The 21613-nt window shown below is 73.9% G+C and carries 27 protein-coding genes and 1 tRNA gene; 15 read left to right on the top strand and 13 right to left on the bottom strand.

Annotation, left to right across the window (positions count from 1 at the left end):
• Window positions 1–163 precede the first annotated feature (163 nt).
• Both ACZ6H8_RS07375 and ACZ6H8_RS07380 read left to right on the top strand, forming a co-directional pair.
• Window positions 164–835, top strand: coding sequence for a response regulator transcription factor (locus ACZ6H8_RS07375; RefSeq protein WP_464145954.1), 672 nt, complete (start codon window positions 164–166; stop codon window positions 833–835).
• Window positions 832–2586, top strand: coding sequence for a sensor histidine kinase (locus ACZ6H8_RS07380; RefSeq protein ID WP_464145956.1), 1755 nt, complete (start codon window positions 832–834; stop codon window positions 2584–2586). The genes ACZ6H8_RS07375 and ACZ6H8_RS07380 overlap by 4 nt, the downstream gene beginning before the upstream one ends.
• Before the next feature lie 13 nt (window positions 2587–2599).
• On the opposite strand, the gene ACZ6H8_RS07385 is transcribed toward ACZ6H8_RS07380, so the two are convergent.
• Entirely contained in the window at window positions 2600–3547 is a 948-nt protein-coding gene (locus tag ACZ6H8_RS07385) for a sensor histidine kinase (protein ID WP_464145958.1), read from the bottom strand.
• Window positions 3548–3758: 211 nt separating this feature from the next.
• Here ACZ6H8_RS07385 and ACZ6H8_RS07390 point away from each other — a divergent pair, with 211 nt between their 5' ends.
• Window positions 3759–4259, top strand: coding sequence for an amino-acid N-acetyltransferase (locus ACZ6H8_RS07390; protein ID WP_464145960.1), 501 nt, complete (start codon window positions 3759–3761; stop codon window positions 4257–4259).
• 27 nt (window positions 4260–4286) lie between these two features.
• Window positions 4287–4952, top strand: a complete 666-nt coding sequence (locus ACZ6H8_RS07395) for a hypothetical protein (RefSeq protein WP_464145962.1) — start codon at window positions 4287–4289, stop codon at window positions 4950–4952.
• Here ACZ6H8_RS07395 and ACZ6H8_RS07400 read toward each other — a convergent pair.
• The gene (locus ACZ6H8_RS07400; protein ID WP_464145964.1) at window positions 4939–5256 is read right to left on the bottom strand and encodes a hypothetical protein; all 318 of its coding nucleotides are present in this window, start codon (window positions 5254–5256) and stop codon (window positions 4939–4941) included. The two genes, ACZ6H8_RS07395 and ACZ6H8_RS07400, sit on opposite strands and share 14 nt — an antisense overlap.
• 154 nt (window positions 5257–5410) lie before the next feature.
• Between ACZ6H8_RS07400 and ACZ6H8_RS07405 the strand changes: the two genes are divergently transcribed.
• Together ACZ6H8_RS07405 and ACZ6H8_RS07410 are read left to right on the top strand one after the other, a co-directional pair.
• Window positions 5411–6787 (top strand): flavin monoamine oxidase family protein, encoded by a 1377-nt coding sequence (locus ACZ6H8_RS07405; protein ID WP_464145966.1) that lies wholly within the window; start codon window positions 5411–5413, stop codon window positions 6785–6787.
• 2 nt (window positions 6788–6789) lie between these two features.
• Complete coding sequence (locus ACZ6H8_RS07410) at window positions 6790–8322, top strand: APC family permease (RefSeq protein ID WP_464145968.1); 1533 nt, start codon at window positions 6790–6792, stop codon at window positions 8320–8322.
• Between the two features lie 27 nt (window positions 8323–8349).
• On the opposite strand, the gene ACZ6H8_RS07415 is transcribed toward ACZ6H8_RS07410, so the two are convergent.
• Window positions 8350–8550 (bottom strand): hypothetical protein, encoded by a 201-nt coding sequence (locus tag ACZ6H8_RS07415; protein ID WP_464145970.1) that lies wholly within the window; start codon window positions 8548–8550, stop codon window positions 8350–8352.
• Between the two features lie 81 nt (window positions 8551–8631).
• On the bottom strand, window positions 8632–9987 hold the full coding sequence (radA, locus tag ACZ6H8_RS07420) for a DNA repair protein RadA (protein ID WP_464145972.1): 1356 nt from the start codon (window positions 9985–9987) through the stop codon (window positions 8632–8634).
• Between the two features lie 55 nt (window positions 9988–10042).
• On the opposite strand from radA, the gene ACZ6H8_RS07425 reads away from it, so the two are divergent.
• The 4 genes from ACZ6H8_RS07425 (at window position 10043) to ACZ6H8_RS07440 (ending at window position 11771) form a co-directional block, all read left to right on the top strand.
• Complete coding sequence (locus tag ACZ6H8_RS07425; protein ID WP_464145974.1) at window positions 10043–10444, top strand: VOC family protein; 402 nt, start codon at window positions 10043–10045, stop codon at window positions 10442–10444.
• A 58-nt stretch (window positions 10445–10502) separates the two neighbouring features.
• Window positions 10503–11069 (top strand): N-acetyltransferase family protein, encoded by a 567-nt coding sequence (locus ACZ6H8_RS07430; protein WP_464145976.1) that lies wholly within the window; start codon window positions 10503–10505, stop codon window positions 11067–11069.
• A complete protein-coding gene (locus ACZ6H8_RS07435) occupies window positions 11066–11620 on the top strand; it encodes an N-acetyltransferase family protein (protein ID WP_464145978.1) in 555 nt (184 codons plus the stop codon). Before ACZ6H8_RS07430 ends, ACZ6H8_RS07435 begins: the two co-directional genes overlap by 4 nt.
• A 60-nt stretch (window positions 11621–11680) precedes the next feature.
• Window positions 11681–11771 (top strand) — tRNA-Ser (locus ACZ6H8_RS07440).
• A 137-nt stretch (window positions 11772–11908) separates the two neighbouring features.
• Here ACZ6H8_RS07440 and ACZ6H8_RS07445 read toward each other — a convergent pair.
• From ACZ6H8_RS07445 to ACZ6H8_RS07465, 5 genes are all read right to left on the bottom strand, one after another.
• Entirely contained in the window at window positions 11909–12250 is a 342-nt protein-coding gene (locus ACZ6H8_RS07445) for a hypothetical protein (RefSeq protein WP_464145980.1), read from the bottom strand.
• Window positions 12251–12359: 109 nt separating this feature from the next.
• Complete coding sequence (locus tag ACZ6H8_RS07450; RefSeq protein ID WP_464145982.1) at window positions 12360–12743, bottom strand: hypothetical protein; 384 nt, start codon at window positions 12741–12743, stop codon at window positions 12360–12362.
• A gap of 77 nt (window positions 12744–12820) precedes the next feature.
• A complete protein-coding gene (locus ACZ6H8_RS07455; protein ID WP_464145984.1) occupies window positions 12821–13243 on the bottom strand; it encodes a hypothetical protein in 423 nt (140 codons plus the stop codon).
• A gap of 80 nt (window positions 13244–13323) precedes the next feature.
• A complete protein-coding gene (locus tag ACZ6H8_RS07460; RefSeq protein ID WP_464145985.1) occupies window positions 13324–13842 on the bottom strand; it encodes a metallophosphoesterase family protein in 519 nt (172 codons plus the stop codon).
• Window positions 13843–13846: 4 nt separating this feature from the next.
• Window positions 13847–15229: an MFS transporter gene (locus ACZ6H8_RS07465; RefSeq protein ID WP_464145987.1), complete on the bottom strand. Its 1383-nt coding sequence runs from the start codon at window positions 15227–15229 to the stop codon at window positions 13847–13849.
• A 22-nt stretch (window positions 15230–15251) separates the two neighbouring features.
• On the opposite strand from ACZ6H8_RS07465, the gene ACZ6H8_RS07470 reads away from it, so the two are divergent.
• The 3 genes from ACZ6H8_RS07470 to ACZ6H8_RS07480 are packed head-to-tail and all read left to right on the top strand — an operon-like array spanning window position 15252 to window position 17530.
• The gene (locus ACZ6H8_RS07470) at window positions 15252–15818 is read left to right on the top strand and encodes a TetR/AcrR family transcriptional regulator (protein WP_464145989.1); all 567 of its coding nucleotides are present in this window, start codon (window positions 15252–15254) and stop codon (window positions 15816–15818) included.
• A gap of 27 nt (window positions 15819–15845) precedes the next feature.
• Window positions 15846–16862: a GNAT family N-acetyltransferase gene (locus tag ACZ6H8_RS07475; protein WP_464145991.1), complete on the top strand. Its 1017-nt coding sequence runs from the start codon at window positions 15846–15848 to the stop codon at window positions 16860–16862.
• On the top strand, window positions 16856–17530 hold the full coding sequence (locus ACZ6H8_RS07480) for a LysR family transcriptional regulator substrate-binding protein (RefSeq protein ID WP_464145994.1): 675 nt from the start codon (window positions 16856–16858) through the stop codon (window positions 17528–17530). Before ACZ6H8_RS07475 ends, ACZ6H8_RS07480 begins: the two co-directional genes overlap by 7 nt.
• An 8-nt stretch (window positions 17531–17538) precedes the next feature.
• On the opposite strand, the gene ACZ6H8_RS07485 is transcribed toward ACZ6H8_RS07480, so the two are convergent.
• Together ACZ6H8_RS07485 and ACZ6H8_RS07490 are read right to left on the bottom strand one after the other, a co-directional pair.
• Window positions 17539–18189 carry an alpha/beta hydrolase gene (locus ACZ6H8_RS07485; protein WP_464145996.1) on the bottom strand — a complete coding sequence of 217 codons (651 nt, stop codon included), beginning with the start codon at window positions 18187–18189 and terminating at the stop codon, window positions 17539–17541.
• Window positions 18186–18617 carry a YdeI/OmpD-associated family protein gene (locus tag ACZ6H8_RS07490; protein ID WP_464145998.1) on the bottom strand — a complete coding sequence of 144 codons (432 nt, stop codon included), beginning with the start codon at window positions 18615–18617 and terminating at the stop codon, window positions 18186–18188. The genes ACZ6H8_RS07485 and ACZ6H8_RS07490 overlap by 4 nt, the downstream gene beginning before the upstream one ends.
• 239 nt (window positions 18618–18856) lie before the next feature.
• Between ACZ6H8_RS07490 and ACZ6H8_RS07495 the strand changes: the two genes are divergently transcribed.
• Complete coding sequence (locus ACZ6H8_RS07495; protein WP_464146000.1) at window positions 18857–19396, top strand: NUDIX hydrolase family protein; 540 nt, start codon at window positions 18857–18859, stop codon at window positions 19394–19396.
• Between the two features lie 95 nt (window positions 19397–19491).
• Window positions 19492–19938 carry a 2-phosphosulfolactate phosphatase gene (locus ACZ6H8_RS07500; RefSeq protein WP_464146002.1) on the top strand — a complete coding sequence of 149 codons (447 nt, stop codon included), beginning with the start codon at window positions 19492–19494 and terminating at the stop codon, window positions 19936–19938.
• Window positions 19939–19980: 42 nt separating this feature from the next.
• On the opposite strand, the gene ACZ6H8_RS07505 is transcribed toward ACZ6H8_RS07500, so the two are convergent.
• Both ACZ6H8_RS07505 and ACZ6H8_RS07510 read right to left on the bottom strand, forming a co-directional pair.
• Window positions 19981–20907, bottom strand: a complete 927-nt coding sequence (locus tag ACZ6H8_RS07505; protein ID WP_464146004.1) for a spermidine synthase — start codon at window positions 20905–20907, stop codon at window positions 19981–19983.
• Window positions 20904–21353, bottom strand: coding sequence for a SprT-like domain-containing protein (locus ACZ6H8_RS07510; RefSeq protein WP_464146006.1), 450 nt, complete (start codon window positions 21351–21353; stop codon window positions 20904–20906). The genes ACZ6H8_RS07505 and ACZ6H8_RS07510 overlap by 4 nt, the downstream gene beginning before the upstream one ends.
• Window positions 21354–21613: the final 260 nt, after the last annotated feature.

The following is a 21613-nucleotide window of genomic DNA, read 5'->3' on the forward strand; positions in this document are numbered from 1 at the left end:
AGTTCCTGGTTCGAGGATGGCACTCGGACGGAGCAGACGATAGACGACCCATGTGACGCGATCATGGCGACGACTCGAGTCACGCTGTCGCTACGGCCGCTGTAGCATGGCGCGAGGCACCCGTCGCAGCGGGGGCGAGGTCGGCTCGAGAGGCGAGGCATCGATGCGGGTGGCGATCGCCGACGACGGCACGCTGTTCCGCGAGGGTCTCGTGATGCTGCTGGGTGCGGCTGGCCACGACGTCGTCGCCGCGCACGACGACGGCGATCGGCTGCTGGCGACGCTCGAGGAGCAGGACGTCGACATCGCGGTGCTCGACATCAGGATGCCCCCCGGCGAGGAGGGCGGGCTCGCGACCGCAGCGCGCATCCGGTCGCGGCATCCGCACGTCGGGCTGCTGCTGCTGTCGCACTACGCCGAGTCGCACTACCTGCGCACGATGCTCTCGATCGGCACCGAGGGCATCGGCTATCGCCTCAAGGAGCGCATCGCGGGCGTGCAGATGCTCAATGACACGCTGGATCGCATCCTGGCGAGGGAGATCGTCATCGAGCCTGTGCTCGCCAGCAGGCTCGTCGAGATCGGCGAGCATCGCGACGGCGCGATCGGCGGCCTCGGCGCACGCGAGCTCGACGTGCTGCGGCTCATGGCCGAGGGGCGCGCGAACCGCTCGATCGCCGAGGAGCTCTTCGTCTCGGTCAAGGCCGTCGAGAAGCACGTGGCCTCGATGTTCGTGAAGCTCGGCATCCCGGAGGACGCCACGATGCATCACCGCAGGGTGCTCGCCGTGCTGAGCTACCTGCAGGCGCAGAAGGCAGACGGTACGGGCCGATGACGGCGCGGGCAGCGCCACGGGAGGTCGCCGAGCTCGTCGCCTCCACGCCGCAGGAGGCGCTCGTGCCCGCGCTGCTCGAGAACCTCGCCCGCGGAGTCGCGGTGCGTGGGCGGCCGGCGCCGCGGCTGCGGCTGCTGCGACGCTTCGACGACGGCCACCATCAGCAGATCGCAGCCTGGGACGGGGAGGGGGTCGCCGCCGAGCACGCCGATGCCGAGCGGCATCCCGTGCCCGGCGTCGGCGTGCTCGAGATCCGGCCCCGCCCGGATCTCGGCACCGCGCGTCGCAGGCGCCTGCTCGACGAGACGTGCGTGTGGCTCGGTGCCACGGTGCGCGCCGCGCGCAGCATGCGGGCGCTCGAGCGCGCGCGGCGCGACGCCGTGCAGCGCGAGACCGAGGCCGAGCGGGCGCAGGTGCGGGCGGCTCGCGTGCGCGAGAGCGAGCGCATCCGGCTCGTCGAGACGATCACGACGGCCACGGTGCACGATCTCGCCGCGCTGCGCGGCATGCTCGCGCAGCCGGCGAACGCCCTCGAGTGGCCAGCGGTCCACGCGCTCGCGGAGCAGCTCATCGACGACCTGCGCGACGCCGTGCGCGGCGTGTTCCCCGCCATGCTGCCCGAGCGGGGCGTCGAGGAGACCCTGCGCGAGCTCGCGGCGGCGCTGCCCGTCCGCGTCGAGGTCGCCGGGGACCTCGGGCGCAGGGCGGGGTGGGACATCGAGTCGGGCTTCTACCACGCCGTCGCCGCCGCGCTGGGAGCCATGGCGCGCTCGGGTGCTCCCGCGGCCGTCACGCTGCGGCGCGACGCGGCACTCGTCGCCACCGTCGTCGGCGTCGGGTCGCTCGACGCTGCGACGATCGACCGCGCGCTCGTCGCGAGCGCCGAGCGCATCGCCTCGCTCGGCGGGGCGCTCGTCGTGCAGGCGCACGGGGAGGGGGGCCGCGTCGAGGTGACGGTGACGATGCCCGATCGCAGCGAGGTGACGTCGTTGCCCATCGGCAACCGGCAAATCGCGACACGGCCCGTGCACGGCAGGGTCGCGTCGCTCGTCGAGACGGCTGGTCTGCCAGACGACGAGCTCGAGGCCTGCCGCGACGCGCTCGAGGCCCCGGTCGCGCTGCTCGTGGTGCAGGGGCCGCTGCCGGCGCCGATGCCCGGCGTGCAGACGCTGCTGTGCGACGCGGCGCCGGATTCGGCCCTCGCGGCGGAGATCGGCTCGCCCGAGGGTCGCTGGGGTGTCGTCGACGCCGTCGTGTGCGCGCTCGCGCCACGCGCCGACTTCGCGGAGGGGCTCGGGCGCGGCCAGCTGCTGTTCCGCGACGGCGTCGCGCCGGCCGAGGCCGTCGCGGCGCTCGCGGCCAGGGCGCCCGTGGTCGCCGCGCGCCGCGTGCTCGAGCGGCTCGCCGAGCGCGCTGCCGGCGAGGATGCCGCAGCGCTGCGCTGGCAGATCGACGCGCTGCGCGCCGACGCGCACGAGCTCGCGGAGGACGCGCTGCTCGACGACGTCGCGCGCGGCACGGCGCCCGCGTTCGTCGACGCCGCGGCAGCGCGACTCGCGGGCGCCGAGGGCGGCGAGGCGCACACGAGGCTCGGGCTGCCTGCCGATGCGGCGCAGGCGGACGTCCGGGCCGCCGCGCTCGCCGCGCTCGCGCACTGGCAGCAGGTGGCGGGGAGGCCGGGGCTCGGCAGCGCGGGCCGCAGGGCCACCGAGGTGCTGCAGCGCAGCGCCGAGGGGCTGCTCGCGCGCTGATCGGGTCGTGTCCTCAGCAGGGCACGGAGGCGATCACGCTCGTGCCCGCACCGGGAGCCGAGCGCACCTGCAGCGTGCCGCCGATGGCCTCGATGCGATCGGCGAGGGAGGCGAGGCCGCCGACGTCCTCGCCGACGACGAAGCCGGGCCCATCGTCGGTGATCTCGACGATCGCTCGCCCGTCGGCGAGTCGTGCCTCGACGACGATGCCCGCGCCGCGGGCGTGCTTGTGCGTGTTGCTGACGGCCTCGAGCGCGAGGTAGTAGAGCGCCGACTCGACGGCGGGCATGAGCCGAGGGATCTCCGCGCGCACCACGACGTCGGCGCCGTCGAGCGCGCGCAGCGCCCCCTGCAGGCCCGTGCTCGCGAGCACCTTGGGCAGCACGCCCCTCGCGGTCGCGATGAGCAGCGCCTCCGCGGCGTCGAGCTGCTCGCGGAGCGCGGCGAGCCGTGCGTCGCCGCCGGGCTCGTGCTGCAGGTGGTCGGCGAGCGCGATCGCCATGCGCAGCGCCACCAGATGGTGCTGCGCGCCGTCGTGGAGGTCGCGCTCGAGGCGGCGACGCTCGTGCTCCATGTCGGCCGACGCGCGCCACCGGCCGTCGTCGATGCGCTCGGTGGCCTCCTGCTGCCTGCGTCTGGCGTGCCAGGTCGCGTCCTCGGCCGCGTACGGCGTGAGCAGCAGCAGCAGCGGCTGCCATGCGGCTGGCGACGGCATCGCGTGCGCGGGTGCGACGGTCGCGACGACGTCGGGGCTCGACCCGAGCACGAGCGTGGCGTCGTCGCCGTGGCTCTGCGCGTCGCGCGCGCTCCAGCTCAGCGTCTTCGTGCCCAGTCGCAGCTCGCACCGTTCCGCACCGATCGCCACCGCGGCGATGTGGAGGAGCGTCGAGGGCGGAGGCGGCGTCTCCGAGGCGGTGAGCGCGGCCGTGAGCGCTGCGCCGATCCTGTCCCCGCCACGCATGCCGCGACGCTAGCACTCGCCCCGCCTGCGCCAGCCCCTGCCGACCCCCTCCACCGCTCCGTGAGGTGCGAGCCTCGAAGGGGGGTCGCCACTTCCGTTCGTCGTCCGCTCCCTCGAACCGCTCCGTGAGGTGCGAGCCTCGAAGGGAGCCCCCACCCGCACTCGTGCCCTCGTGTCGGCCACCGCATCCCGCCGGGGCTAGCGTGGATGCATGGCATCCGTCAGCGTCCGACAGGCCCGCACGAGCGACGTCCGCGCCATGCGCGACCTCATCGAGCCGTACGTGCAGCGACGCATCCTGCTCGGCAAGGAGCTCGTGACGCTCTTCGAGGCGGTGCAGGAGTTCGTGGTGGCGGAGGTCGACGGCCGCGTCGTCGGCTGCGGCGCCTTGCACGTCATGTGGGAGGACCTCGGCGAGATCCGCACGATCGCGGTCACCGACGACGTGCACGGCGCGGGCGTGGGCCACGCGATCCTCGAGGCGCTGCAGCAGCGTGCGCTCGACCTGGGCCTCACGCGCCTGTTCTGCCTCACGTTCGAGACGGCGTTCTTCACCAGGCACGGCTTCGACGCCGTCGCCGACGAGGTCGTGCCGCCCGACGTGTTCCAGCAGCTGCTGCGCTCGAACGACGACGGCATCGCCGAGTTCCTCGACCTGGCGCACGTGAAGCAGAACACGCTCGGCAACACCCGCATGGTGAAGCGGCTCTGACGCGGCATCGCCGCCTACCCTTGGCTGGTGGCGACGGACAGGGAGCGAAGGCGGCGGCAGGCCGTCGCTCGTCGTCGACGCACGATGGCGCTGCTCGCGGTGCTCATCGTCGCAGCGCTCGTGACGGTCGCGCTCATGTGGCGGCCGTGGGAGGGTGCGGCCGAGCCTGCCGCCGATCCCGAGACCAGCGCCACGGCGACGCCGACCCCCTCCGTGTCCCCGCTGCCGTCGCCGACGTCGACCGATCGCTACACGCCCATCGGCGGCATCCCCGAGGATGGCGACGGCTCCGCCGCCTGCACCGCCGAGCAGATCATGGTGACGCCCATCACCGACGCGGTCACGTACGCGGCCGGCCAGCAGGTGCAGATGTCGTTCCAGATCCAGAACGTCTCCGGCGACCCGTGCAGGCTCAACGTCGGTACGACGCAGCAGTCGTACGAGGTGCGCACGGGCGACCAGGTCGTGTACCGCTCGAACGACTGCCCCGTCGACCAGGTCGACCAGATCGTCGAGCTCGCCCCCGGAGTGCCGCAGCGCACGCTCCCCATCACGTGGGACCGCACGGCGTCGTCGCCCGAGACGTGCGCATCCCCTCGCGACCAGGTCGTCGCGGGCGGCGCGAGCTACCACCTGTCGGTGACGGTCTCGGGCGTCCCGAGCGCGTCGGAGCAGCAGATCATCCTCTCCTGATCACCCGCGGCTCGTCGTCGCCCGGGGTCTCGCCGCTCGCGGGCTCCTGAGGCCGCGCCCACCGCCGCGGTCGCTCCGGTGCAGCGCGACGGTCGCGCGCATCCTCGATCCTGGGCACGACGACCCACAGGATGCACGCGAGCACCGGCGCCGTGACGAAGAAGGCCAGCCAGAGCACGCGAGCGCCGGGGAAGCGCATGCGCGGGCCGTCGCTCGAGACGAGCAGCACCCAGCCGATGATCGCTCCGGCAAGCACTCCGACGATGAGCAGCGCGACGAGCAGCATGCCGAGATCGACGCTCATCGCGTGCGGCTCGGGATCGGCATGCCGCGAGGCTACGACGCCCGGTTGCGGACCCCATGGACGCGAACGCGTGACGAGTCGACGCCCATCGCTACCGAATCCGTCGCGGATCGGCGTATGCTGCGACGACATCCACCGTGAAGGAGCCTTTGGGATGACCGATCCGCAGCAGATCGAGCACGTCGACGTCGACGTCGTCGTCATCGGAGCCGGCGTCGCCGGGCTCTCCGCCGCGACCCGACTCGTCGAGGCAGGGCACGACGTGGTCGTGCTCGAGGCGCGCGAGCGCGTCGGCGGCCGGCTCTGGACCGAGACCATCGACGGCGCGATGCTCGAGCTCGGCGGCCAGTGGGTGTCGCCCGACCAGACGGCGCTGCTCGAGACGATCGACGCCCTCGGCCTCGACACGTTCTCGCGGTACCGCGATGGCGACAGCGTCTACGTGACCGAGGCTGGGGAGCGCATCCGGTTCACGGGCGAGCAGCTGCCGGTCGCAGCAGGCACCGTGGCCGAGATGGAGCGGCTCACGACGCTGCTCGACGAGCTCGTCGACGAGATCGGCGCCGACGCCCCCTGGGCGCATCCGCGTGCACGCGAGCTCGACACGGTGTCGTTCGAGCACTGGCTCGCGCAGCAGTCGAGCGACGCCGTCGCCTGCAGGCACATCGCGATGTTCATCGGCGAGGCGATGCTCACGAAGCCCGCGCACGCGTTCAGCGCGCTGCAGGCGGTGCTCATGGCCGCCTCCGCAGGGTCGTTCTCGAACCTCGTCGACTCGGAGTTCATCCTCGACAAGCGCGTCGTCGGCGGCCTGCAGCGCGTGCCCCTCACGCTCGCCGCGCACCTCGGCGACCGCGTGCGCACCGGCACCCCCGTGCGCAGGCTCGAGCACACGGCCGACGGCGTCGTCGTCACCTCCGACCGCGTCGTCGTGCGCGCCCGCCGGGCCATCGTCGCGATGCCGCCGACGCTCTTCGCCCGCATCGACTTCCAGCCGCCGCTGCCGCGCAGGCAGCACCAGCTGCACCAGCACCTGTCGTTCGGCCTCGTCATCAAGGTGCACGCCGTCTACGACCGCCCGTTCTGGCGCGAGGACGGCCTCTCGGGCACGGCCTTCAGCCCCTACCGGCTCGTGCACGAGGCGTACGACAACACGAACCACGACGACGCCCGGGGCACCCTCGTCGGCTTCGTCTCCGACGAGCACGCCGACGGCGCCTTCTCGCTGTCGCCCGAGGAGCGCAAGGCGCGCATCCTCGCCGACCTCGCCGAGTACTTCGGCCCCGAGGCTGCGAACCCCGTCGTCTACTACGAGAGCGACTGGGGCACCGAGGAGTGGACGCGCGGCGCGTACGGCGCCTCCTACGACCTCGGTGGGCTCAGCAGGTACGGCGCCGACCAGCGCACGCCCGTCGGCCCCATCCACTGGGCGTGCAGCGACTTCGCCGGCCTCGGATTCCAGCACGTCGACGGGGGCATCCGCTCCGGCTGGGCGGCTGCGGCCGACGTCGCGACGACCCTCGAGGAGTGACCATGACGACCGAGCACGCCGTCGCCAAGGTGGCGCAGAAGGGCCTCGCGAAGGGGTCGGTCGGGCTGATCGGCGCCGTCGTCATCGGCATCTCCTGCATCGCCCCCGCCTACACCCTCACGGCAGCGCTCGGTCCGACGGTCAGCGCCGTCGGCTCGCAGGCGCCGGCGATCATCGTGCTCGGCTTCATCCCGATGCTGCTCGTCGCGTTCGGCTACCGCGAGCTCAACAGCGTCATCCCCGACTCCGGCACGTCGTTCACGTGGGCGACGCGCGCGTTCGGCCCCTACGTGGGGTGGATGGCCGGCTGGGGTCTCATCGCTGCGACGATCCTCGTGCTGTCGAACCTCGCGGGCATCGCGGTCGACTTCCTCTATCTGCTCATCGCGCAGCTCACCGGGCAGTCGTCGATCGCCGAGCTCGCGACGAACCCGCTCATCAACGTGGTCACGTGCCTCGCGTTCATGGCGGGTGCCACGTTCATCGCGTACCGCGACATGCAGACGACGCAGCGGGTGCAGTACGTGCTCGTCGGCTTCCAGGTGCTCGTGCTCGTCGTGTTCGCGATCGCCGCGTTCGTGCACGTCGCGAACGGCACCGGGTTCGATGCGACGCCCGTGTCGCTGTCGTGGTTCGACCCGTTCGCCGTCGACTCGGTGTCGGCGCTCGTCGCAGGGCTGTCGTTGTCGATCTTCATCTTCTGGGGGTGGGACGTCACCCTCACGATGAACGAGGAGACGAAGGATCCCGAGCGGACGCCGGGCCGGGCGGCGACGATCACCGTGGTCATCATCGTCGCGCTGTACCTGCTGCTCACCATGGCGCTGCTGGCGTTCGCGGGCACGGGCGACGGCGAGTTCGGCCTCGGCAACCCCGACATCCAGGACAACGTGTTCTTCGCGCTCGCCGGCCCCATCCTCGGGCCGCTCGCCGCGTTCGTGTCGCTCGCGGTGCTGTCGTCGTCGGCGGCGTCGCTGCAGTCGACGTTCGTCTCCCCGGCGCGCACGCTGCTCGCCATGGGCCACTACCGGGCGCTGCCGAGGCGGTTCGCGGCGGTGACGAGGTTCAAGACGCCCGGGTACGCGACGCTCGTCGCATCGGCGTTCTACGCCGTCATGCGCTTCGTGAGCGAGAACGTGCTGTGGGACACGATCACGGCCCTCGGCATGATGATCTGCTTCTACTACGGCCTCACGGCGTTCGCGACCGTCTGGTACTTCCGCACCACCTGGTTCCAGTCGTTCCGCAACGCGTGCTTCCAGCTCGTGTTCCCGCTCGTCGGTGGCGTCGTGCTGGGCGTGCTGTTCGTGACGACGCTCGTCGACTCGATGGATCCCGACTACGGGTCTGGATCCTCGATCGGTGGGCTCGGACTCGTGTTCGTGCTCGGCGTCGTGGTGCTCGTGCTGGGCGCCGTCGTCATGATCGTGCAGCGTGTGCGCGAGCCGGGCTTCTTCCGCGGCGAGACCCTCGATGCGAGCGTCGCGACGGGCATGATCGACACCGAGGTGGTGGCGAAGGGCGTGCAGGACTGACGGCGTGCGCGGCCGCCGCCGGATGCGTCAGCGGCGGCTGCGCGTGCGTGCGAGCACGACGTTGGCGGCGACGAGGCCGACGACGAGGGCGATGAGGATCGACACGCCCCACTCGACGACGGTGAAGAGCTGCAGCGGCGACAGCAGCGCGCGCACCGTCACCGCGACGACGGCTGCGACGACCGCGGCGACGACGACGTGCCACGGGAACCTGCGGGACTCGTGCATCGTGCTCCTCTCTGCGTGCGCGCCCACCCTGTCACGTGCGCCCATGGATGCGCTGGGCCTGGCAGCGGCGCGCCCCCGCCGCTAGAACTCGGCGACGCCCGCGGGCTGCCGCAGCGCGTCGGAGAGCAGCGTGATGGTCTCGACGGCGCCGCGCAGGTGCACGGCGCTGTCGTCGAGCACGTGCTCGTATCCGAGCCTGCGGGCCTCTGCGACGCGCTTGCGCGCCGCGGTCGCCGGGCGGATCTCGCCGGCGAGCGACAGCTCGCCCACCGCGACCAGGCGCGCGGGCAGCGGCACGTCGCGCACCGACGACACGATCGCGAGGGCGATGGCGAGGTCGGCGCCCGGCTCGTGCAGGCGCATGCCGCCGACGGTCGACACGTACACGTCGCGGTCGGCGAGCCGCAGCCCCACCCGCTTCTCGAGCACGGCGAGCAGCATCGCGACGCGCGACGAGTCGACGCCGTTGACGACGCGACGCGGGTTGGGGGTCGACGACGTGACGGCGAGCGCTTGGATCTCGACGGGGATCGCGCGGCGCCCCTCGAGCGCGACGGTGACGCAGGAGCCGGAGTCGGGCGCCGTCTGCCGCGACAGGAACAGCCCTGAGGGGTCGGGCACCTCGGCGATGCCCTCGCCCGTCATCTCGAAGCAGCCGATCTCGTCGGTGGGGCCGAAGCGGTTCTTCGTCGCGCGCACGAAGCGCAGCGCCGACTGCCGGTCGCCGTCGAAGTGCGTGACGACGTCGACGAGGTGCTCGAGCACGCGCGGGCCGGCGATCGTGCCCTCCTTCGTCACGTGGCCGACGAGCAGCACGGGGATGCCCGTCGTCTTCGCGAGGCGCGTGAGCGCGTTGGCGACGTCGCGCACCTGGCTGGGGCCGCCCGCGATCGAGTCGTTGTCGGCGTTCGCGACGGTCTGCACGGAGTCGATGATGACGAGCTCGGGCTCGACGGCCTGGATCTGCCCGAGGATCTGCGACAGGTCGGTCTCGGCGATGAGGTAGAGGCGCTCGTGCATGGCGCCCGTGCGCTCGGCGCGCATGCGCACCTGCGCCACCGACTCCTCGGCGCTCGCGTACAGCACGCGCTTGCCCGACTGCGCGGCGCGGCTGGCGACCTCGAGCAGCAGCGTCGACTTGCCGACGCCGGGCTCGCCGGAGCACAGGATGGCGGCGCCGGGCACGATGCCGCCGCCGAGCACGCGGTCGAACTCGCCGATGCCGCTCGCCCAGCGCGGGGCGTCGGAGACGTCGATCTCGGTGATGGGTCGTGCGCGCCTGCTCGCCGGGATGCTCGCGGCCTTCACGCGGTCGGCGGCGGCCGCGCCGACCTCCTCGACCGTTCCCCACTGCTGGCACTCGCCGCAGCGACCCACCCACTTGGCCGCCTGCCATCCGCACTCGGAGCAGCGGAAGCGTGCATCGGTCTTGGCCATGCGCTCGACGCTACCCGCCGCCACCCACACCGCCTCGCGCGCGTAGGGTGACGCCATGCTCGTCGTCGGGTCGGTGGTCATCCGCGTGCGAGACTTGCGCGCGCAGCTTGCATTCTGGTCGGCTGCGCTGGACTCCGTGCCCCGCGAGCCGATCGACGACGACTTCGCCCTGCTGCGCCCGCGATCGGGCGAGGGCCCGAACGTCTCGCTCGACGCGGCCCCGAGCGAGCGGGTGCTGCCGCCGCGCATCCACCTCGACCTGTACGCCGACGACCAGGCGGCGGAGGTCGCCCGGCTCGAGGGGCTCGGCGCCGTCGTCGTGCCGTGGGATGGGCGTCCGGACGACGCCGACTACGTGATCATGCAGGACCCGGAGGGCAACCGCTTCTGCGTCGTCGACGCCGCCGGCTGGGCCGGCTTCGAGCGCCACCGCACGGCCGCGCCAGCCGCTCCGTGAGGTGCGAGCGCAGCGAGCCTCGAAGGGAGCCCACCCACGACCCGGCTACCGTCGAGGCATGTCCGAGCAGCCTCCGCCCGTGACCGTGCGCACCGCGACCGTCGCCGACGCCCGCGCGATCGCGACGGTGCAGGTCGAGACGTGGCGCGCGGCATACGAGCACCTCATGCCGGAGGCGCTGCTGCGCCGCATGGACGTCGATGGCAACGCCGAGCGCCGTGCCGAGCACTGGGATCGACGCCACGTCGACCCGCGCACGGCCGACCTCGTCGCCGAGCGGGACGGCCACGTCGTGGGCTGGGCCAGCACGGGCCCCACCGACCAGGACGACCTGCCTGGCCACGGGCAGCTCTTCGCCCTCTACGCGCTCGCCGCCACGTGGGCCTCGGGCGTGGGTCACGCCCTCATCGTCGCCGCCGAGGAGCGACTGCGCGACGCGGGGTTCGCGCGCGCGTGCCTCCTCGTCCTCGACGGCAACGACCGCGCGGCCACCTTCTACGAGCGGCACGGCTGGCGCGCGGACGGGCACACGTGGATCGACGAGCGCTTCGGCTACGGCGGGGTGCGCGTGCCGCTGCTCGAGCATCGCCGGGTGCGCGACCTCGCCGAGCGGGTCGAGGCGTGACCCTGGTCGTGCGCGACGGCACGGTCGCCGACGCGGCCGGCGTCGCTCGCATCCACGTCGAGGCGTGGCAGCACGCCTATCGCGGCCTCATCGACGACGCGGTGCTCGACGCGCTCGACGTCGCTGACCGCACGGCGAGCTGGACGCGGTGGCTCACCCGGTCGCTCGCGGGTGAGGGTACCGACGGCGACGTGCGGCACGACATGGTCGTCGCCGACCGCGACGGCGAGGTGGTCGGATGGGCGACGTTCGGCCCCGCCCGGCTGCCGGAGCGCGAGGGATGGGGCGAGCTCGCAGGCGTGTACGTCGCCCCCTCGGCAGCGCGCGCAGGCGTGGGGCGAGCGCTCGTGGCCGAGGTCGAGCGCCGACTGGCCGCCGGCGGCTTCGCGCACGCGTACCTGTGGGTGCTCGAGGGCAACGCGCCCGCCGAGGCCGCCTACGAGCGCTACGGCTGGGTCGAGGACGGCGCGACGCTCGACGACCGCGACACGGATCCGACGCGGGTGCTCGTCGACCGCGCCCGTGTGCGCGCGCTGCCGCGCGGGGCGTGACGTCCATGCGCCCGCGCCCCGTTTTGGGCCGGGGGCTGCTCGGTGTGTATCCTCGTCCACGGTGACGTGTCCGAGCGGCCGAAGGTGCAACTCTCGAAAAGTTGTGTGGAGTAACCCTCCACCGTGGGTTCAAATCCCACCGTCACCGCCAGCGAGAAGCCCCGACTCTGCGAAGAGTCGGGGCTTTCGTCATCCCCGGGCGGGTTGCGTTTCGCAGGCGATCACGGGGGTCAGAGGGGTATCTTCCCTCGGCCCCCCGTGATCGCCTGCGAAACGCGAATCCTGCGGTCAGACGCCGAGCTCGTCGAGCGCGTCCTCGAGCGTCTCCTGCTCGCCGGAGGGGTCCTCGCCGTCCTCCGGCAGCACGAGCACGCCGAAGCCGTCGTCCACCGGCACGATCGCGCCGACGACCTCGCCGCCGACGACGACCTCGAGCACCGCGTCCGAGCGTCCGCCGTCGAGCACGACGGCGCCCGTGTCCTCGGGCTCGTCGTCGTCGCCGGAGGCGGCGGGACGCATCGCGGCGTCGTCCTGCTCCGGGGCGCGCAGCAGCACGTGCGTGCCGTTGTGCTCGAGCTGGAGGGCGGTCTGTGCGACCGCCTCCACGAATGCCTCATCCAGATCCGTCATGCCACCAGTCTGCCGGTCGCGTGGCGCGTGAGGCGATGCGTGGCGGGTCGGCGCGTGTCCAGCGCACCCGGTGCGCCGCTGGGCATCACCTCGCGGCACGTGCGGCGGCCTACGACCGGGTGTCGTCGGGGTCGTCGCCCAGCAGCGCCCGACGAGCGCGCTCGTGCTCGCTCGCGTCGATGCGGCCGGCTGCGCGGGCGTCGTCGAGCTCGGTGAGCCGTCGCTCGAGCGTCGCGTCGTCGGGCGCGACGGGCGATGGCGGGCCGGGCTCCGACCAGGAGCCGGCGCTCGGCTCGTCCGGCTGCGACCACGGCCTGCGGGGCAGGGGAGGTGCGTCGTCCTGCAGGTCGCGGCTGCGACGCATCGCCATGATCATCGCGGCGATGCCCACGAGCGTGGCAGCGACCACGACGACGCCGACGGCGATGCGCAGCCACTCCGGCATGCCCGACATCGGGATGGGCATGGCGGGGAGGAGCGCGACGGCGACCATGCCCCCACGCTACGCGCTCGCTCCTGCGGCGGGGACGTGGCGCTCGCGATGGCACGAGGCGGCCGCGGGCCGGCGGGTCAGGCGTCGCCGAGGATGCGAGCGCGCGCAGCGGCGCGCTCGGCGTCGTCGATCGCACCTCGCGCGTGCAGCTCCTCGACCTCGGCGAGCCGCTCCGCGACGCTCCTGGCCGGCTCGGCAGGCTCGGCGGGCTCGGCGGGCTCGGCCGGCTCGGCGTCTCCAGCGGCCGCCGCCGCACCGCCCTCATCGGGCGTCGTGAGCCTGCCGGTCGCCATGCGATCGGCGATGTCGGCCTCGATGGTCATGGGGTCGTGGCCCAGCGACCGCAGGCGAGCGTTGCGTCGCACGATGCCCACCACGACGAGCACCGCGACCGCGAGCACGATGATCGCGGCGATGCCGAAGACGATGGGGAAGACGTCGGCGAGTCCGCCCAGCGGCGACGGGTCGGGAGGCGTCGGGCTGGGGAAGGCGGGATCCATCCGTCCACGCTAGGCGGGGTCGCCCAGCGAGGCGTCGATTCCCAGCGGATGCACACGCATCCGACGTCGCGGCCCCCCGGCTACCTCGGCGTCTCGACGAGCGTGACGTCGCGCAGCTCGCCACCGTCGACCAGCAGCGTCATGACGGTGCCGACGGGCTGTCGCCTGCGGTCGGTGGGGGAGCCGGGGTTCAGCAGCCGCAGCCCGCCTGGCGTCGTCGAGTCCCACGGGATGTGGGAGTGGCCGAACACGAGCACGTCGGCAGGCTCGGGCGAGGTGGGGCCGAAGCGCGCGTCGCAGCGGCGCTCGCGGCCGGCTGCGGCGCCCGTCTCGTGGATGACGGCGAACCGCACGCCCTCGACCTCGACGCGTGCGATCTCGCCGAGCCGCGACCACAGCTCGTCGCCGTCGTTGTTGCCGGCGACGCCCACGATGCGCGCCGCCCGCGCCTCGAGCGCGTCGAGCAGGTCGGCGTGCACCCAGTCGCCCGCGTGGATCACGAGGTCGGCGTCGTCGACGAGCGCCCACACCTGCTGCTGCATCGCCTTCGCGCGCACGGGCAGGTGCGTGTCGGACAGCAGCAGGATGCGGGTCGGCATGACATCAGTCTGCCGTCGTCCTCGTAGGCACGCGCCGGCGAGCGAACGGCGCGGCGGGCACCGCGACCGCCGCGAGGGCGACGACGGCGGCGATGGCGAAGGCGCCCGCGAGGCCCACGTGCGGTGCTGCCGCACCGAGCGCTGCCGCACCGACGGCCTGCCCCAGCACGAGCACGACGAAGAGCATCGCGGTGCCGGATGCCGCGCGGGCACGGTCGATGGATGCCGTCCACGCGATGAGCGCGCTCGTGCCGGCCGTGTACGCCCAGCCGAAGACGATGCAGGCGGCGATGGCGGCGGGCGCGACGGTCGCCGCGGCCGCGATCGCCGCCGTCGACGCGGCGATCGCCGCGCTCGTGAGCGTCCACGCCCTCCGCGCGCCGAGGCGTTCGAGGCGCCCTGCCGTCGCGACGGCCAGGCCGCCGCCGACGCCGATGCCGATCCACGCGACGATCGAGAGGGTCGAGGTCGCGCCCGAGTCGACGAGGATCGAGCGGCCGAAGCTCCACACGGCGGCCGAGCCCGCACCCATGAGGAGCGCGGCGACGGTGGGCGTCGCGTGCGCTGCGAGCCACGCGCGCGCGGCCGGTCTGCTGTCGGGTCCGCGGGCCTCGCCGACGTCGTCGGCTCCGCGATCGTGTGCGTGCTCCCTTCGAGGCTCGCTCCGCTCGCACCTCACGGAGCGGTCCGGCGGCGTGCTGCGACGGAGCAGGGGCTTGGAGCGGTCCTGGGGCGTGCTGCGCCGGAGCAGGGGCTTGGAGCGGTCCTGGGGCGTGCTGCGTCCTCGCAGGGCCCGAGGGGCGTCGTCGTCGGGTTCGGCGTCGCGGAACGCTGCGAGCGTCGCGACGCCCGCGGCCGTCGTCGCGATGGCGGCGACGATCCACACGGCCCGCCAGTCGGCGAGCGCGATCGCGAGCATCGCGGCGACCGCGAGGCCCGGGCCCGTGCCGGCGTTGACGACGCCCTGCAGCTGCGGGTGCGACCGCGTCGAGGCGTCGCGGGTGAGCAGCGCGACGAGCGCGGGCGAGGCGAGGCCCGCGCCCGACGACGCGAGGATCGCCGCGACCGCGAAGACGCCGGCATCCTGGGCGCTCGCCATGCCGATCGCGCCGACGGCGCCGCCGATGGTGGCCGCGACCACGAGGGTGCGAGGGCGTCGTGCGGCGAGGAGGAAGCCGACGACCGCGCAGGCGCAGTACGTCGCCGATGCCCCTGCCGACACGGCGCCGGCTGCGACGACGTCGAGTCCGAGCTCGCGCTGCACGTCGGGCAGCAGCAGCCCGAACGCGAGTCGCACGAGCCCGTACGTCGCGGCGATGAGCGCGAGGCTGCTGGCGACGAGCGGCACGGGCGATGCGCCGCGCCAAAACAAAAACGTGCGTTTCATGTTTGGAGTCTAGGGTGGCGGCATGGCGATGCGCACCTCCACGCGAGCACGGCTGCTCGACGCTGCCGACGAGCTCTTCGCGGCGCACGGCATCGTCGCGACGCCCGTCGACGCGGTGCTCGCGAGGGCTCGCGTGTCGAGCGCGACCCTGTACCGGGGCTACGCGAGCAAGGAGGCGCTCGTCGCCGACGTGCTCCGCAGGAGGCACGCCGCCTGGATCGCCTGCTGGGACGACGCCGTCGAGGCGGCGCCCGACGCCACCGCGCGCATCCTCGCCGTCTTCGACGCGCTCGACGACTTCCGCGAGCGGCCGCTGGGCTCGCGGTGGTGCGCGTTCCTCGGTGCCGCCGCGGAGTACGCCGACGCCCCCGCGGAGGTCGCCGAGGCCGTGCGGCTCGACGGCGACGCGCTGCGCGACCGGCTGCGCGCGCTCGCGGTCGAGGCGGGCGTCGCAGATGCCGATGCGCTCGCCGAGCGCCTGCTGCTCGTCGTGACGGGCGATCTCGCCATGCGGCTGCGCGATGCGCGCCACACGACCGACGCGGCCCGTGGCGTCGCCACGCTGCTGGTGGAGGCTGCTCGAACGTGAGGGCGCGGCGACCGTAGGCTCTCAGGCATGAGCATCGCCCCCATCTCCGCGCGCGTCCCCGACCTCGGCGAGCCCGGCCTGCCCGACGCCGTCGCGGGCGTCGCGTGGCGGCGACCGACCGTCGCGGACGCACCCGCGATCCACGCCGCGCTGAACCTCGCCGGCCGCGTCGACCACCCCGAGTTCCAGATCCCGCTCCAAGAGGTCGTCGACGACTTCGAGGCGAGCCACGTCGACGTCGACCGCGACCTCGTCGTGGGCGAGCGCGACGGAGCCGTCGTGGCCTTCGGGTCGACGGTCATGCCAGACGGGCAGGTCGACGTGCGGCGGGTGTTCGCGGGCGGCACCGTCGTGCCGAGCGCGCGTCGCGAGGGCATCGGCGCCTCGCTGCTCGCGTGGCAGGAGCGGCGCGCGGTCGAGCGGCTGCGAGAGCACGGCGACGACGCGCTGCCCGCGCAGATCCACTCGTGGGCGGGATCCGAGACGTCGGCAGTGCCGTTCCTCACGGGTGCGGGGTACCGCGTCGCGCGCTACTTCACCGACCTGCATCGCGACCTGTCGCAGCCGATCGTGCCGCTCGACGATGGCGGCCTCACGATCGTGCCGTTCACGCCCGACCTGTTCGAGGCGGGACGCATCGCCCGCAACGACGCCTTCCGCGACCACTGGGGCTCGCAGCCGACGACGCCCGAGCGGTGGGGACGCTTCGCAGGCAGCCCCGTGCTGCGACCCGACCTCTCGGCCGTCGCCGTCGAGGGCGAGCGCATCGTGGGCTTCAGCCTCGCCGAGCACGACCCGGACGACACCGCCGTCGCCGGCTACTCATCGGTGTACGTCGCGCTCGTGGGCGTCGTCCGCGATCGTCGCGGCCTCGGCATCGCACCGCGCGTGCTCACCCGCACGCTCGAGGCCGCACGGGATGCGGGGCTCGAGCGAGCGGTGCTCGACGTCGACTCCGAGTCGCCCACCGGCGCCGTCGGCCTGTACGAGCGGCTCGGGTTCACGCTCGCGAAGCAGTCGGTCGTGCTGGAGCGCGCATGGTGAAGGGCGGCGGACGTTCGCCGCGGCCGGGGAGGCCCGCCAGGCCCGCGTCGCAGCGACGCGCGGCCGCGCCGAAGCGGCCGCAGCGCGCGGCGCGTGCGACGCAGCCCGCCCAGCCGGAGGCGCCGGCGGCACCGGCCGAGCCCTTCAGGCTCACCTACGTCGAGGGCGCGACGCCTGCGAAGTGGATCCGCGCCTGGATCGAGCGGATGCCGCAGCGGCTTGAGCACGAGATGGTCGACGAGGCTGCGCAGCTCGACGCGCTGCGCGCAGGGGAGGCGGACGCCGCCATCGTGCGCCTGCCGGTCGACGAGCAGGGCCTGCACCTCGTGCGGCTGTACGACGAGCGCGCCTTCGTCGTCGTGCCGGGCGACCACGTCGCGGCCGATCTCGCGTCGGTCGCGCGTGCCGACCTCGAGGGCGAGTCGGTCGTCGACCGCGGCGCGATGACGTGGTCGGAGCTCGTCGAGGTCGTCGCCTCGGGTGCGGGGATCGCGACGATGCCGCAGTCGATCGCGAGGCTGCACCATCGCCGCGACGTCGCCTCGCTGCCCGTCGACGACCTCCCCGCCACGACCGTGGCGCTCGCGTGGCTGCAGGATCGCGACGGCGACGACGTGCAGGCGCTCGTCGGCATCGTGCGCGGCAGGTCGCCGCGCTCGTCGCGCTGACCGCCGGCTCAGCCCGGCAGCACCCGGTCGAGGAACGCGACGACGTCGCGCAGCTCGTCGGCGACGATCGAGTGCGGCATCGTGTACTCGTGCTGCTCGACGTCGGTGTGGTCGCGCATCCATGCGATGGTGCGCGTCGTCGCCTCGGGCTCGATGACGTCGTCGGCCGAGCCCCACGCCTGGAACGCGGGCACGCGCGGGTCGGCGGCGGCGAGCGCCGCATCGCCGACGGCATCTCCCGCGAAGACGAACCCCGACAGCTGCACCGCGGCTGCGAAGCGGCTCGGCGCGTGCCGCAGCAGCTGCAGCGTCATCGCGCCGCCCTGCGAGAAGCCCAGGAGGCTCACGGAGCGGAACTCGTCCTCGAGGCCGTCGAGCCAGGCGAGCACGCCGCGGCTCGATGCGTCGATGAGCGCCGAGTCGGTCGACGTCTGGCTGCCTGCGGCGTACCAGGCGAAGCCGTCGCCGTACGGCAGGGGTGCTCGCAGCGCGGCGATCGTGAGCCGGTCCGGCAGGAACGGGGCGAGCGCGAACAGGTCGCCCTCGTGGCTGCCGAGCCCGTGCATGACCACGAGCAGGTCGCTGCTGGCGCGGCCGTCGACGCCGTCGCGCCACAGCACGACGTCGGCGTCGATCGCGTGCGTCTGCGCGTCGCTCATGCGACCGACTCCACGACCTTCGCGACCCGACGCGCTCGGGTGTCGTCGGCCTTCGCCGACTCGACCTGGCGCACGTGCTCCTTGCGCCGCGAGGGCGACTGCGCGTCGAACGCGGCGCGCACGCCCGCGGCGTCGAGCGCTGCGGCGAGGTCGTCGGGCACGGGGGTGTCGCGGCTCGAGGCGTCGAGCTCGAGGGTCACGTCGTGCGTCTCGCCGCCCGCGACGCCCGCAGCCGCGCGGATCTGCGCCGAGACGGGGATGAGGTACCTGCCGCCCATGACGGCGATCGTCGAGGGGTAGACGTGCCCGTGCAGCGTCACAAGCACGGGCACGCGCCTGCCGGTGCCGAAGCCGAGGACGATCGCCTCTGGCACGTCGATGCCGACGTTGTCGCCCTGCTGCACGAGGGTGGTGGTGAAGGTGGCCATGGCCGCTCCTCTCGGGCGCCTGCGGCGCTCGGCGTCAGCATAGGCCGAGCCCGCGACGTGCGCGCGATCGACTGGGCGCTCGTGGCCTCGACTGGTCGCTCGTGGTCGGGGACTGGTCACGGGTGGTCGCGACGAGCGACCGATCACCGCATGGAGTGACCGGTCGACGCAGGCCCAGTCGGCGATGGCTCGACCGCGGCGTGGCACGCGGATGGGCCCGGGGATGCCACGATGGGGGCATGGCCGTGCGCACTCCCGACCGCAATCCCGGATGGCTGAGCGACGACGACCTCGTCGAGGCGAGGCGCCGCCTGCCCATGCTCTACGTCGAGGCCGTGCCCGTGCGCCTCGACGGGCAGGGCCGCGTCACCGACGTGGGTCTGCTGCTGCGCGTCGGCGCCTCCGGCACCATCGCGCGCACGATCGTCTCCGGCCGCGTCATGCACGGCGAGACGCTGCGCGACGCCCTCGACCGGCACCTGGAGAAGGATCTCGGGCCCATGGCCTTCCCGCAGCTGCCGCCGTGCCCGACGCCGTTCCACGTCGCCGAGTACATGCCGCTGCCGGCCGACGGCATGTTCCACGACGATCGCCAGCACGCGGTGTCGCTCGTGTTCATCGTGCCCGTGACCGGCACGTGCGAGCCCAGGCAGGACGCGCTCGAGATGACGTGGCTCACGCCCGACCAGGCAGCGTCCGAGACGGTGACCTCCGAGATGGAGGGCGGCCGCGGCGCGCTCGTGCGCACGGCCCTCGCCCACCTCGGCGCCCTGCGCTGACGCCCTCGGCGTCGCCGAGCCGCTCCCGCGGCCCGCATGACGCTCCATGACGGCCGGACGTGCCGCGTCCGCGTGACCGTGCGTACGCTCGCGCCATGTCCGCCGACTACCAGGTGCAGCTCGAGTGGGGCGCGCAGGCGCTGCGCGCCCACCCCGCCGACGTCGTGATCGTCGCCGACGCCGATGCCGGCGCGACGGGCGACGCGCTGCGTGCAGCGCCCGCGGGCCTCGTGCTCGCGGCGGCGATCGACACCGCCGACGAGATCGCCGACGCCGTGCTCGCCGAGCAGGCGCGACTGGGTCGTCGGGCATCCGTGACGATCGCCGCCGCTGGCGACGTCTGGCCGGACGGCTCGGTGCGCGTCAGCGTCGCCGACACGCTCGTGGCCGGTCGCGTCGTCGACGCGCTCGCCGAGCGCGGCATCGACTTCCACTCCCCGCAGGCGGCCGTGGCCTGCGCCGCAGCGGTCGCCCTCCGCGGAGCCACCGCGCACCTCGTGCGCGCCGAGGCCGCGACTCGCGAGGTGAGCGCGCGCGCCTGACGCGCCGACGCCCGGGCGACCGCTGCGAGCGGGTGCAGCGGATCAGCCCCGCGGCGGGATGAACGCCGAGCGGATGGGCTCGGGCGACCAGCGATCGTCGGCGTCGCGCAGCGGCGCGGCATCCGCGACGATCGCGGACACGTCGGCCACGAGCGCTCCGCGCGACGCGTCGCCAGACAGCGCAGCGCGGATCGCGTCGACGGCGAGCGGGCGGCCGCTCGCGAGCAGCACGGCGTTGCCGAACCGGGCACCGGCGAGCACCGAGCCCTGCACGATGAGGGCGACGTGGCCGAACGCCGCCTCGAGGCTCGCGAGGTGCGCGGCGGTGAAGCCCAGCTCGGGCCCTGCGACGCCGTTCACCACGAGCACGCCGTGCTCGGCGAGCGCAGCACTGGCAGCGCGTGCGCACTCGAGGGACGTGAACGCCGGCGGGATGCGACCGCCCGCGTAGACGTCGATCGTGATCGCGTCGAACGACGCGGGCGTCGCCGCCTCGAGCCACGCGCGGCCGTCGTCGACGACGACGTCGACGCCGGCGGGTGGTGGGGCGTGCTCGACGACGAGCTCGGCGATCGCCCGCTCGAGCTCGACGACCACCTGTCGCGCGTCGGGCCTCGCAGACGCCACCTGCCGCGGGAGGCTCATGGCCGCGCCGCCCAGATGCGCGACGCGCGGCGCGGCGTCGGCTGCGAGCGGTGCGGCGAGCCCCGCGAGCATCCACCGCACCGTCGCATGCGGCGATGGCAGGTCGTCGCGGCCGACGTGCGACTGCCTGAGGCCGTCGACCTCGAGCGCCCAGCCGTCGTCGAGAGGCACGACGCTCGCCTCCTGCCCGCTCGACAGCCGCGCGGATCCAGCCGTCGTCGCGAGGGTGCCGTGCGCCGCCGCGGGATGTCCGGGCTGCAGATCGATGCGCGCGCCGCGAGCGCCTGCGCGGTCGGCCGGTTGGCGGTCGTCGAGGTCGCTCATCGCACCCGCTCCCATGCGATGCGATGCGCGGCGTCGAACCGCTTCGAGCATCGCGCGCAGCTCGCGGCGCGCGTCGGGCGGCGGAACCGGTGGTGCTCGTGGCCGGCAGGGCACCTGCCCACCCACGGCGCGAGCTCGGTCGCGATCTCACCGTGGTGCAGGCGGCCGCCCTCGTAGCCGATCTCGCGCGCGACGCGCTTCCACCGCGGCCCGTGGGCGGCGTCGAAGCCTGCCAGCGCGTGCGCGACCTCGTGCAGCAGCACCTGGTGCACCTCGTCGTCGTCGTAGCGGGCCGCGAGGTGCCTGGAGACCGAGATGCGCTTGGCACCGTGGTCGGTGAGCCCTGCGCGGCGACGCGCGTGGTCGAACCTGAACGACCACGAGTCGTCGAGGTGGATGCGGATGAGCGACTCGGCCCACACGCGCACGCGAGCGAGGTCAGCCACGGTCGCCAGCCGTGCCGCGCATGCTGCGCGCACCCGCCACGGGCGGCTCGTGCATCCTCACCCGTCCATCGTCGCACCGACCGCCCACGTGCGCGCCCGCGGGTGCGGCGAGCCCGCCGCGGGAACACGATCGTCGCGCGCCGGTTGCATCGAGGTGGAGGTCTCGTCGACGCGCCGCCGGCACCGCTCGACGCCGCACGCGCAGCACCGGTCCCGCGCCGCGACCCTCCCCGGGCGCCGACCGGCGTCCGAGCGCACGA

The sequence above is a fragment of the Agrococcus sp. AC640b genome (genome assembly GCF_979255995.1).